This window comes from Aliiroseovarius crassostreae, from assembly GCF_001307765.1.
Classification (GTDB): domain Bacteria; phylum Pseudomonadota; class Alphaproteobacteria; order Rhodobacterales; family Rhodobacteraceae; genus Aliiroseovarius; species Aliiroseovarius crassostreae.
Genome location: NZ_LKBA01000004.1, coordinates 53902 through 66994, shown reverse-complemented (window position 1 = coordinate 66994; position 13093 = coordinate 53902). Strand labels below are relative to the sequence as shown.

At 52.4% G+C, this 13093-nt stretch carries 9 protein-coding genes and 1 pseudogene; 1 reads left to right on the top strand and 9 read right to left on the bottom strand.

Annotation, left to right across the window (positions count from 1 at the left end; genetic code table 11):
• Window positions 1-3: 3 nt before the first annotated feature.
• From AKJ29_RS02365 to AKJ29_RS02330, 9 genes and pseudogenes are all read right to left on the bottom strand, one after another.
• The gene (locus AKJ29_RS02365) at window positions 4-870 is read right to left on the bottom strand and encodes an ABC transporter permease (RefSeq protein WP_055187590.1); all 867 of its coding nucleotides are present in this window, start codon (window positions 868-870) and stop codon (window positions 4-6) included.
• Window positions 867-1808, bottom strand: a complete 942-nt coding sequence (locus tag AKJ29_RS02360) for an ABC transporter permease (protein ID WP_055187588.1) — start codon at window positions 1806-1808, stop codon at window positions 867-869. Before AKJ29_RS02360 ends, AKJ29_RS02365 begins: the two co-directional genes overlap by 4 nt.
• A gap of 62 nt (window positions 1809-1870) precedes the next feature.
• A complete protein-coding gene (locus tag AKJ29_RS02355) occupies window positions 1871-3457 on the bottom strand; it encodes an ABC transporter substrate-binding protein (RefSeq protein ID WP_055187586.1) in 1587 nt (528 codons plus the stop codon).
• A gap of 107 nt (window positions 3458-3564) precedes the next feature.
• A complete protein-coding gene (locus AKJ29_RS02350; protein WP_055187584.1) occupies window positions 3565-4161 on the bottom strand; it encodes a helix-turn-helix domain-containing protein in 597 nt (198 codons plus the stop codon).
• A gap of 290 nt (window positions 4162-4451) precedes the next feature.
• Entirely contained in the window at window positions 4452-5159 is a 708-nt protein-coding gene (locus AKJ29_RS02345; protein WP_055187582.1) for an IS6 family transposase, read from the bottom strand.
• Between the two features lie 573 nt (window positions 5160-5732).
• Window positions 5733-6321, bottom strand: a pseudogene (locus AKJ29_RS18560) (IS3 family transposase); the annotation flags it as partial.
• 99 nt (window positions 6322-6420) lie between these two features.
• Entirely contained in the window at window positions 6421-7398 is a 978-nt protein-coding gene (locus AKJ29_RS02340; RefSeq protein ID WP_055187580.1) for a hypothetical protein, read from the bottom strand.
• 22 nt (window positions 7399-7420) lie between these two features.
• On the bottom strand, window positions 7421-9169 hold the full coding sequence (locus tag AKJ29_RS02335) for an FkbM family methyltransferase (RefSeq protein WP_055187578.1): 1749 nt from the start codon (window positions 9167-9169) through the stop codon (window positions 7421-7423).
• A 134-nt stretch (window positions 9170-9303) separates the two neighbouring features.
• Window positions 9304-11628 (bottom strand): glycosyltransferase family 2 protein, encoded by a 2325-nt coding sequence (locus AKJ29_RS02330; RefSeq protein WP_314732184.1) that lies wholly within the window; start codon window positions 11626-11628, stop codon window positions 9304-9306.
• Window positions 11629-12084: 456 nt separating this feature from the next.
• On the opposite strand from AKJ29_RS02330, the gene AKJ29_RS02325 reads away from it, so the two are divergent.
• On the top strand, window positions 12085-12978 hold the full coding sequence (locus AKJ29_RS02325) for a hypothetical protein (RefSeq protein WP_055187577.1): 894 nt from the start codon (window positions 12085-12087) through the stop codon (window positions 12976-12978).
• Window positions 12979-13093: the final 115 nt, after the last annotated feature.

Here is a 13093-nt window from a genome sequence, read left to right as displayed (position 1 = left end):
CCCTCACCCGCGCGGCCGCAAAAGGTCGGCCAAGCCGTCGCCGATCAAAGAAAATCCAAGACCCGTCAAAACGATGGCCACACCGGGCATCAGGCTAAGCCACCATGCGGTTGTGATGAAATTCCGCCCTTCGGCGATCAGCACACCCCATTCTGCTTGCGGCGGTTGCGCTCCCAATCCCAGATAGCCAAGCGATGATCCAAGCAGGATCGCCAATGCCATATCGGTCATCCAGTAAACGATAACCGGCGTGATTGCGTTGGGCAAAAGATGGCGAAAGATGATGCGGCGGTCGGAATACCCCATAACAACTCCGGCGGCAGAATAATCATTGCCCATCTGGGCAATCACCTCGGCGCGCATCAGGCGGGCGTAGTATACCCAGCCCACCATCGTGATCGCGATATACATATTGATCAGCCCCGGCCCCAGAACGGCAACGACGGCAATGACCAGCACAAGGAAGGGAAAGGTGATGATCGCATCGACAAAGCGGCCAAAGATCATGTCGGCCACGCCCCGATAATACCCGACCAATGCGCCGACGGTAACACCAATGACCAACGCGAAGATGGTGGCAAAAACCGCCATTTGCATGTTGACCGTATAGGCTGAAATCACGCGGCTCAGGCTGTCACGCCCCAGCATGTCGGTGCCAAACGGGTGCGCCCAACTGGGCGGCTGGCGCACGGCGTTATAGTCGATGAAATTCGGGTCATAGGGGGCAAACAACCCCGGCGCGATGGCCAGAAGACTCGAAAACCCGATAATGGCCACACCGATCAGAAACCCGGGCTTGCGCAAGGCAAGTTGTAAGCGGGTCTTTTTCGGGGCGGTCGCTTCGCTCTGGTTCAGGGATATGTCGCTCATGTCAGACGCATCCTTGGATCAAGCGTGCTTTGGAACAGGTCAGTCAGCAAAAAGACGACCGACACCAGCACGGCAAAGGTTAGGGTAAGCCCCTGAATCAGCGGATAATCACGGGCAAAAATCGCCTCGAGCATCAGGCGGCCAACACCGGGCACGGCAAACACAGTTTCGGTGACAAGGGTGCCGCTCATAAGGTTGCCGATGGACAGGCCCAACAAGGTCACGGTTGAAATCAACGCATTGCGCAGCACATGGCGACCAAGGATCAACCGGTTGGGCAAACCTTTGGCGCGGGCGAATTGGACGTATTCTGCATCCAGCACCTCGATAATTGCGGATCTGAGGTTCCGCATGATGATCGCAGAGGTATAAAGCGCCACGGCGATGGACGGTAAGAACAGATGATACAACCGTTCGCCAAACGTGTCGCCATATCCTCCCACTGGAAACCAACGCAGCTGGGCGGCAAGGAATGTCAGCAAAATCAAACCGATATAGAAGACCGGCATGGAAAGTCCGACCTGAAACACTGTGCGGATCAACGCATCCGGCCAACGCCCGCGATTTAACGCCGCGACAAAAGCCAACGGCCCCGCAATCAGCAGCGAGAGCCCCACCGCATAGAGCGTCAGAAAGGCCGTGGTGGGCAGACGGTTGAAAATCACCTCGGTCACCGGCGCGCGCATCAGGATTGAGCGGCCCAGATCACCTTGGATCGTATTGGTCACAAACAACCAGAACTGCACCAACATCGGTTCGTTCAGGCCAAGCCGTTCGCGGATCGCCTCTAGGTCCGCATCGGATGCTCGATCCCCTGCAATCGCGATGGCCGGATCACCAGGCAGAAACCGCACCAGCACAAAGATGATGATCATCACCAGAAAGAACGTGGGGATCATCAAGAACAGGCGTTTGAGAATGTATTGAAGGGTCGCCAACCGTCCATCCTTTCCAGACAAAGGCGCACCGCCGGATCATACCGGCGGTGCTGGGTCAGATTTTAACGGCTGACGGTCGCTTCTTCGAAGATGTTGTTGCCAAGCGGGGTCTGGACATAGCCATCAACCGACGCTGAAACCGCTACTGCGAAGGGCGTTTCATACATGAACAACAGGGGGGCTGCTTCGGCATAGATTGCCTGCATATCCGCGTATTGCTGTGCACGTTTCTCCGGATCGATCTCGGTTTGTGAAGCTTCATAAAGAGCGTTGAATTCGGCGTTATCCCAACCCGTGCCAACCGCATTGGCCGTCGGAGTATAGCCCAACCAGCCAACCACCTGACTCGGATCGTTCACATCGTTCACCCAACCATAGGTGTGAATGTCAAATTCACCCGACCGGTTCTTGGCACCACGTGTTGGGCCGTCGACTTGTTCAACAACAAGGTTAATACCCAACGGTGCCCACATTTGCTGAAGTGCGGCAAAGATAGTGCTGTCATCTGCCGACCCCGCCAACGTGGTGAATGTGATTTCTGTGCCTTTCTCAAGCCCGGCTTCTGCAATCAACGCCTGCGCCTTCTCCAAGTCATAGCCATAAAGCGGACCCGCATCGGTGGCCAAGGGCGTGGCCGCCGCCATTAAAGGCGACGTCATTGGCTTGCCTGCCCCCTGCAAAACCAGCCCGATCAGCGCGTCTTTGTTGGTGGCATAGTTGATCGCCTGACGCACACGCACATCGGCCAGAGGGTTGGGCGAGCCATCTGCACGTGTTTCTCGCGTATTGATCGGGGAATAGATAATCCGCGTCGACGGGAACAGGTTCATATCAATTGCCGGATCGGCGTCCAGTTCCGGCACGCGCGAAAACGGGATGAACTCAGCCACATCAACTTCGCCAGACTGCAGCTTCAGGATACGCGTCGCGTCATCCGGGATGATCTGGAAGTTTACGCCTTCAAGATAGGGTAAGGGTTTTCCATCCGTCCCGTCACGCCAGTAATTTTCATTGGCGCAAAACTCCATTGATGTGCCTTGCTCAAAGCCGCACAGATAAAACGGGCCAGAACCAACACCAGGACCACCTGACGCAAATATTGCAGCGGATTTTTCCTGATCTGTTGCGCCTTCGGCTGCATCAAAAACAGCTTTCGACACAATACCCGTGGTGAACGTGGCCAGCATCGACAGAATGGTAGGGTCGGGATTGTTCAAATTGATGGTGATAGCATTGCCTTCAGCGGAAACACTTTCGATGGACCCCAACAGTCCCGACCAAGGGCTCTGATCAGGTTCACGCGCGCGATCCAGCGAAAAAACAACGTCTTCGCCGGTTAAAGGGGTTCCGTCCGCAAAGGCCACGCCATCGCGCAGGGTCAGTGAAACCGTCTTGCCGTCATCTGATACCGAATGATCTTCGGCCAAACCGGCAACGACCGAGTTTCCGTCAGCGCTGGGGCGCAGCAACGTATCAAACAGGCTGCCGACCATCCAGATGTCGGGGTTGCGGTCGGCATAGATCGGGTCGATTAAGTTCGATCCGTCATATCGCGCAAAGTTCAAAACGCCGCCGCGTTCCTGGGAAAAGGCTGGTGCAGCGATCGCCGTCGAGATGATTGCAGTCGCAAGCAGTAGGTGTCGTTTCATTGATGAGTTCCTCCCTGAACGATTCTTTGGAATCAAACTCATATTAAACGAACTTTTATAATTACTAAAATAAATTATAGTATGGCTATTCGACCTCCAGCATATGGCTACTCAGGGATGCTTCTTATTGGCGTTGAACTGATCCACATCTCGACGGTTTTTGTATCACTGATGACTTTTGAATAGTGGGGTTTGGATGTGTCGTGATGGATGGTATCACCCGCTGACATAACGTGAACCTCATCACCCAGATGATATTCAATCTGACCTTCCATCACGTAGCAAAACACTTCGCCCGCGTGACACATCTTTTCCGAAACATGTCCTGGCGGGCGATGAATTATGGATGGATGGAACAACGCCCCTGCAAACCCCGGGCCCAATTTCTCATAAAGTCTTCCATTCAGCCCAAGCGAGTAAGCTTGCCGCTTATCCTTTTGAATATACTCACTATATTCCTCTGGAACACTCAACAATTGTTCAATGCTTGTTTGAAGGGACGCAGCAATCGACAGTAACGATGCCAAGGACGGAGAGCTGATTCCGCGCTCGACTTGCGATATGAAACCCGTCGTCAGCTCGGCATCTTTGGCAACCTCGACCAGTGTTTTACCCATTGCTTTTCGCCGATGTCGGATTGCAGCTCCCAACAGGGCTGGTTGATCCTTTTGCTTCTCGGCAGCTTGCGCAGTCGCATTGCTCATTTCGTCCTCATTCTTGCAAAAGTTATTCGATCCGGTCGTTTTAGTTGACGGAACAACACTTATGTTTGCAAGGTAACATAGACGGCGAGATTTTATTTACACTAAAATTAATTATAGCTCCTGCAACATCAGGATACGTGGACTGGTTCTGTGCGAAGCCTAAAAGTGAACCTGCGTGTTTCAGTTCAAAAGGTAGCGGACACGAATTGCCCGTGCCCGCCCACCTTAGGATCCCCGGGATTGTTGCGTTAATTGGTTTTGATCAATGTCGCGCCACGGCGTCTTACATTTCACGCCGCATTGAACAACTGGTTGATGAACTGGATCTCGCCTTGAACGCCTGGTTGTTTGTGATGGCTGTGGCCGCGTTTGATTGTTCTGATGGTCTCGATCCCGCTGAACGTCGCCTTGGCTGATAGCAGGGACCGAAAGCTCTGACGAAAGCCGAGCAGCCGTTTCATGGCTGCATGATCGCTCTCGATCAAATTGTTCCTCCACTTGCGATCTATGTGCTTGATGCTGTCAAAATGCGGATCGTAGCGATGGTTGATCTCGCGAATGACCCGCCGATATGAATGGGCTTTGTCCGTTACTATCGTTATCGGTCGATGGAGCCTGACACGCTCAATAGCCTTGTTCAGAAAGACTTTGGCTGCCTTCGCATCTCGCCGTGCGGTCAGGCGAAAATCCACCATCTGGCCGTTTGCATCAATAGCCTGCCACAGGTAGCGCCACTTACCGCCGACGCGGATGTAGGTTTCATCCACGTGCCAGTCCAAGCTGGATCGGCGCAAATGTTTCTCGGTGCGTTTGTTCAGTTCCGGTCCAAATTTCTGAACCCAGCGGTACACTGTCGACCGATCAAGGGTGATCCCGCGCTCGGCGAGCAGATCTACCACATCCTGATAGGATAGCGGGTAACGCAGGTACCGGCGCACCGCGCATAGGATGATGTCGCGTGGGAAACGGTGGTTCTTGAAAGGGGATCTAATTGGCATGATCAGCCTCAAATGCCAGAAACTGGCCAAATCTTCCAATTAATGCAACAGTCCCTTTAAGATTGAGTTTAGCACATCCGACGGGAAATATTCGGCGTTGCTTTCTTGCGCCCAAAACAAGAGATCAAGCGCCGACATTCCACCGAAAAGGTGAGATCCTACCAAATTACCTTCTTCGAGTTTGGATTGCCAAAAGCCGACTTTAACACAGTTTGCAGCATCCGCAATTTTGGGCTCTTTCCGGGCTTTCTCCGCACTCGAGGCGAATGGCAGCTATCACGCTGCTCTGATGCGATGGAAAACCTTTGAGTCGCAAAAGGTAAAACTAGCGCGCCGAGGAAAATGCAGTTGATTCAAAATCAATGACTTAGCTGCGCGTAAATGGCAAAACTATGTGTCGCCCCACACCAAGGCCTTAGCATTAAACTGCTGAGGCCTTGTTTGGTTTTAGGTACACGATAGGTACACAAATCACTGAAATAAGCAGTGAGTTTCTATGTTCAGGCATGAATCGATCACCCCTCAAACACCTCTGACTGCCCCTTTTGATCTACAAACAGGACATGCAGGTTTGGTAATCCCGTTTTCGCGCATCAAGCGACCGACGCGCCGGTGCCCGACATCGACACCGACGTCCTTCAGTTCCTCGGTCATTCGCGGCCTGCCGTAACTGCCCAAGCTCAGGCGCGACTGCTCTTTGATATGTGCCAGCGTCACCAGATCGGACCGCTGCCTGCGGCTGGCGGGACGACTGCGGAAGGCCCGCAGACCACGTGAACTGACATCCATGACCTCGCAAAGACGGTTGGTCGGGAAATCGCGGTATGCTCTTCCCCTCTCGGGATCATGCTGCGCATGACCCTGCCGGGCAGTGGATGAACCTAAACCTCATGGCTTTTGGCCCGCGAAGAACTGCGTTGCTTTTTTAAGATCTCCCTCTCCTCCTTGAGGATGCGGTTCTCGCGTCGTTGCCGGTCATTCTCTTGCGCGAGGCTCAAATCCTCTTTCGACACCACATCCGTGTCTCGGTGTGCCGTGATCCACTTGTTAGTGTCGACATGCCAACACCCAGATCGTGAGCCACCTGTTTACGCGTAAGCCCACTCGTCAGCGCGATACGCACCGCATCCTGGCGGAATTCGTCCGTCCGTTTCAGTCCCATAGTCGGTCTCCTTTGTTGCAGTAAATGCTATCAAAGGAGCGGCATCAAACCGCGACAGGTCCAGAAGTGCAGGGTACACATCTGGACCGAGACTTCTGATCAATAGAACTGATCCACCGCGTCCAGTAGTTGTTGTGCTACCCGTTCGGGCAGCACGGCGTGATGCATCTCCCGAATACGCCTCAACCCTTCTTGCCATTCGGCAGACCCGATACTGCCTCGCGCATGTTCCACAATATTAATGATGTCCTGTCGATCATCACCCAGTGCCATGTACGGATAATCATCCCCTAGGAATCGGGCCGCATCATGCACCATCGGGGTGCAGATAAGATTGCGATCTGCTCGCGCGGCGGTAAATCCCTTGGTGAACGGTTTGGGCTGGCGTAGCTTGGTTTCCCGCCGCACACAATAATGCAGATGTGCCCGATCAATTTCCAGTAGTGTCTTTTCAAAATCAGACTGCGCCTGACCGCTGAATTTCAGCATATCCGACTGGATCTCATTGGGAATATAAGTGTTTTTCAGGTCACCAATATAAGCGATTCTCAAGTTGAGATCGGTTGGGTGCGCACTGGGCACCACACGCACATCGGCATGGTGATCCACCAACTCGATACGCGGCATCTTAAACCCATCGCGCTTAGCAATCCGGCTGCACTTTTTTAGCATGAACTCCTGTGAAGCACGGCTTGCGGCAATATGCAGGTCGGCAGTTTGAAACACCCCCCCCCCCTTGAAACTGTCTACATGATCAATTCCAAGTGCCACTGTTGCTTCCCTTAATTCGCCCAACTCTTCGTCGGACAGGATATCCAGTGACCCCTTGAGCGTGACGACAACTGCATCTTGCGCCAATTTTAGGAATTTTTTCCAAACCGAGGGTTTGCGTTGCGGATGCGGCAGGACCATCGCTGTGACCTCGTGGGTCTCGCCAAAATACTGCTGCGCAAATCCTGCCAACTGATCGCAGCGCATATAGCGTGACCCGGTGCTGCGCAAGCGGCCCTTATAAGCCAAAATAATGCGGCGCTTGCGTTCCCTCAACACACCATCTTGCAAGTGGAAATAGCGCATCTGCTCCCTTTCCTGACCGGCGTCAGTCCTTTTTCAGCTCAACGGGCAAGGCGTCGACATAAATGGCTGGTAGCTTGGGATCAACAGCATGCCGCCGGACTAGCTCGTCTAGACAGTACAGCACCAAATCATGGCTTCCAAAGATGCCCGACGCAGCAATGGCAAGATGCTTGAGCTGCCCGTCGGTCCAACTGGCAGATCGCCCAGGATCTCGAATATACACCGCATCTCCGTCAATGATCTGATTGCGATGGCGCGTACGTTTCAATCTATCGATCTGTGAGTTTCCGATTACTTTGGTTTTTTGGAATAGGAACTTGTGTAGTTGGAACCCTTGCCGACGCAGTTCGGTATCAACCGGGCCGAACATGGGTTCACCTTCATAAAGCTGATAAAAGCGGGTCTCGGGAATGACCACCAAAGCCTCACTCAGCTTGGTTTCTCCGCCCTGAAAGATTTTTTCTTCCGCTCCTTGCACGTCAATTTTCAGCACGTCAAATGGTGGCAGATCTTCGATGTCATCGAGCCGCACGGTTTTCAACTCGACTTCTTGCTCAACCCTCATGTTTCGACGCGAGCGCTTCAGATAGTGAAATGCGCCTTCATAGGGTTTGTAAATTGAGGTCAGACCACTGTCGCGATAGACATACAGGGTTTCATCGCTTCCATCGCCTACTGCATGAGGGAAATAGATTTCTCGCTCGCCCTTGCTGCTTTGCAATTTCTCAAACGCTTCGGTTTGCGGTTCGAATCCGTAGACATCACAACCATTGCGGGCAAGAAGGTCACTATAAGGAGGGGGGCTAAGTGGGTTTGCCCCAACGTCCACAATACGAGTAAGACGATCTGTTTTCAGATGAGCCAGCAAAACATCCAAATGATCCCCCTCGACCTTGACGGCCGCAACGTCAGGCAAGACCTTGTCCGTTGTCAGTTTAGGGCGGTTCGGTTTGGCAGGAATCAATGCCGCATCAGGATCAATCCCATGCTTTTCCATCACCTTGGCCATATAGCTCCCGGAACGGGGCCGGTTATTTTCTTTCTCCTGTAGGCGTGGTTTCATCCTGCGCGCCCAGAAATGTACGCCTTTTGTCTCAGGCGACAGTTGCTCTTCGATGTTAAAACGTGGCCTGATCATATGATTTCGGTGCCGAAACGAGATTGGATAGAACGCAGCCTCTGGTTCGGCATAGCGGATTTCACCGGTTTCCCTCAAAAACCAAGTCACAGCGGTTGGACCAGTAAATCCCCAAGGCTGTTCGGTCATATGTAATGGGCGACCGGCGTCGCGGGCTGCCCGCAATTCGGCCTGCTGCTCTTCCTTCAACCATGGTGCAATTGCATACTCATCCTCGAAAAAAGACAGCATCGCATTCAGAGCTTTCGAGGTTTTCGGTAAACCCAGCACAGCGTTGCAGATGAGCCCCGGTTTTTCCCAACCGAACACGGATTTCTTTTTGAAATCAAATGCTCGGTGGCAATACATATCTGAATCGACCCAAATCTTGTCCGTCTTTTTCAAGAGGTGCAACCGCCACATATCCGCATGGATGGCCGGGCTTCCGGTGCGAGCGTGTCGCAACATTGGTTTTGAGGGAAAGATGTCGGCAGCATCACCAGCATGCACACCCTGAGGCAGGTTGTCGATTGGGGAGTAGCTATAGAGTGTCGTGTGGTGACCTGCATCCGCGAAGGATTTCAAGCAGAGTTGCTCCAGCCAGCTTAGTCGCCCACCAATCCAAAGACTTGCGATTTCCGGAAGATTCGTCATTATTTTTCCACCTCTGCTCGATAACTAAGACACATCCCGCATCAACTGGCGCAACTGTTTCCGAAACGACAGCCGTTGACAATTCTTTTCAAAAAAATTCACGTTATGCCGCCGAAAACACGTCTGACTCCTCATCAATGCGCAGTATCTGGTTTGTCCACGGTAAAGAAAACGCCCTTAGAGTGGCCATGCCTCACAATCTCATCGGGAATGACATCAGGTCCGGCTAAAAACACGTTGGCACCAAATACATGATGCATCCGAGCCAACCGCTCCATCCGGTCACTGGTTAGGTCGGCATAAAACTTAGAATAGTTCTCTGTTGACTTCAACTCTGCAATCTTGTCCCGGTGGCAAGCCACGGAATGCGCATGCGCCTTTGCAATCTCTGGATCCGCTAACAATCGCCCCATCTCAGCCAACATTGCCGGGATCATGCGTTGGATCGACCGATCCTCTACCGCGTTGTTATTCATCCGAAACCAGTAGGCCAATCCCTGGTCTCGATCCACATGGTTCACCCTCCCCCGATCGCGTTTGACCAGAAAGCTCTCAGCCGAACGTACTGCGTAATGATTGAGCTGCACCAGATCATAGCCAACAGTCCGCGCGGTTGATCTCCATGCATTACGGAACATGTCGCGCGGCAGAGGAGTTCCCGATCCGTTGACCCATTTGATTTCGGCCCACAATTGCGGGTTCAGCCCCTTGGGCCTATGAACCCCCAATTTCTTGAATAGGCCGATATTTCGGAACAGCGTCTTGAACCCCCAGGCCTGATGCGGTTTGCGGGTCATTTCCTCGGCACAACAAGTGAACTGAGCCATCACCGGTTCATCACGGTATTCATGCACATCGCTGTTGCCGAATAGGCGCCAAGTGCAGGAGATCATGTTGGCACCATTTGTCGCCCGATACAGATCAGGTAAGGTGCCATTCCCGGTCTTAACGTTGATGAATTCATCAACATCCATGGAGATTACCCAATCGGCATTCTTAACAATATCTTCCTCTTCCCCAGCCTGCAAAGCAGCGTGCTGGGGTTTCAGTCCGGTGCCTTTGAATGGGTTGTCGCGATGTTGTAGAAGGCCCTTCTCTTGCAGCAATTCCAACAGATCATCGGTCCCATCAGTGCAGTCATTCGTATAAACAATGACATCCTGAACCCCGATCGAACGGTGATAGGCTAGCCACTCCAGAATAAACGGGCCTTCGTTTTTCATGCAGGTGATAATGCAGGTACGATGAGCGGTCTCATCAATCTTGGGCTGATCAATCGCAGGCATTCGCACCGGCTTCTTACCAAACTCGCTCTTAGCTAGTGACAGCAAGGCCTTATCTTCAACCAACGAGGTTTTGGGCACAATCCGCGAGATAGTGTCAGTACGGTGACGTAACGCCATGAACCGATAAAAGGGAGCCCATTCATTGGGTTTAGGGTTGGCACCGACAATCCGTGCCAAGCGCCAGACGGATGTCCCTTCAAGCTTGCCTGGTGCTACACACCAGCGTCGACGAAGTTTCGACGCATCAAACTGTACGCAGACATGGTCGCCAAAATGCACTGCCTCATCCTTGCGCACCCGCCAAGGATAGCAATGGCGCCCGGCCAATGTGATGGCTCCGGTTGTCGATTCCACCGCCTGATCAAAGACCGAGGGCCGCCCGTCAACAGGCACCATTAGGTCACAAATGTCGATCAGCGCCACTGCCCTCGCCGCTCCCAAAAACCGTTGATGCGCCCACTCAAAGAGCTGTAACTCCTGTTGCGGCGCCTCCCATGGAGAAGCGGCGGGGACCTCCATTCGGTCCTTACCAGGCCCGTCAGGCGCATTAAACGGATGAGATTCTGCAGGCAGCGTTGGATCTCCGAGTGGTGTATCAAATGTTAGATGCACCACTTTACTTATGTCGGGAATTTGCTTCAGCCCAACCGCAAGCTCTTTCAAAAAGGAACTCGCCTGACCGGGTGGGCTGCGATCCAATATCAGGGCAGCCTGCATACCTTGCCGCGCAGCATGGAACCTTAGCCAGTCGAGCACCGCCTCCACCGCCTCACCATTCCGCGTAGCAAATCCAACATTTAGGCCGGCAAAAATTTCGCATTCTGTTGCATTAATCGCAAGCGCCCCATCTTCCCCATCCACCTTAAGATGCGGTAGACCAGAGGCAATGGCCGAAACAACCACTCCATTGCCGATACTGCGAAGGCCCGTAATCTCGGTGTTCTTTCCAGCGGCGATCTGATTAACCAAAGTGCCCACCGCGATAAATGCTTGAAACTGATCCTTACCAATTTGGATTGCATCCAAAATCCGAGCAGAACCAATTGTTTGAGAACCAACCCTGCGCTCAATCAATTGGGACATCGCCACCACCTCATCCCCTGCGTCACGGGCAGAAAGTTCCATGTATTTTTCACTTTTATTTAGTAACTCAGTACCAATTAACAGATCCAACTACAAGTGTGTGGGGTCAGCATCCACCTGACAAGTTTAGTGTTTGAGCAAAGGAGAGTTTCTGGCTCATCGAAGCAAAGATGGACAAGAATTCCGGAACATCCAAATATGCTGCTGACAAGCTGGTCAGGGGCGTCAAGCGCAAGGCCTGCAAGCACCACTCAGCTGAGGAGAAAGTGAACCACTACCGGCTGACGCCCAGAGAGTTTGATAAGCAAAAAACGATGGACAAACTGGCCGCGCAAGGTCACCAAACCAACCCCAAGGAAACTCCGCGAGATGGAGGAAACTTGGGGCTCAGGCCGCCACAGAGCCTCCGTTCCGATAAGGCTTCAGCTCTCCGAAAAGCTCTGACAACAGGCAATAAGAGACAAATCCAAATGGTGGTTGCGATTCCCGAAGAGCTTTGTATTTATGATTTCTTCAGACACACAACAAACAATAGGGAAGACTTAAGTGTACTCCTCACCCATTGCGATCTACATCGGCTCTCCATTTACCAACGGAGAGCAAATCGCGTGGTCCTTACGAAAAGACCCACAGCTGTTTGATGACGAGGGTTTACTCATCCGGCGCCCCGGCACCTACCAGAAGCAAGTTAAGACGGCACGCAATGATCTCCTTAAAGGAGAGCTTTCTGAGGAACAACGGAGCTTATTTCTACAGCAGGTGATCGGGGATCATCAAGCGTCGCGTATTGTGTTGTCTGATCACTCTTATATCGGTGAAGCGGCATGGATGCTGAACCAAGGATGTTTTTTTCCTAACGCAGCACGAAATACACAAGCTTTACGAAGCTTGTTTCGGGAATATGAGTTGGAGTTTTTTCTCAGCATCCAAAACCCTGCCACGCTTATACCCGCCGCCTTTAGATCGCAAAAGAAAAGAACCTTGGAGGAGTTCCTCTCCGGCTCTGACTTAATCACACTCCGCTGGTCAACAGTGCTTATTGATATATTGGACGCGAATCCGGAGACACCATTGACTGTCTGGTGCAACGAAGAAACCCCGGTGATTTGGCCAAATATACTGCGGGCAGTCGCCGACCTTCCGAAGGAGTTTTGCTTCGGTGGAGAGTTGGATATTATTCAAGGCGCTCTAGAGGATGCTGCTATGACGCGCCTTCAGCAGTATCTAGGTGATCGGCCATGGCTAAATGAAAGCCAAAGAAGGGGGATTTATAGGGTTTTTCTAAATAGGTTTTATTCAGAAGATGTTGTGGAGGAAGAAATTGATATACCAGGTTGGGATCAGGAGCTAGTAGATGAAATGACCGATATCTATATGGACGACTTGAAGTTGATAAATAGAATGCGAGAAGTTCGGTTTCTTACGGACCTGCCCACTTGACTGGATCAATTTGATTGATCGTGCATAGTTAGCATTTGTTCGTATGCGCCCGGCGCGCCAGGCTGGTGCGCTTCAACGACCCGCCCCCATGGTCAACGGGCTAGTGGCGGGGCTG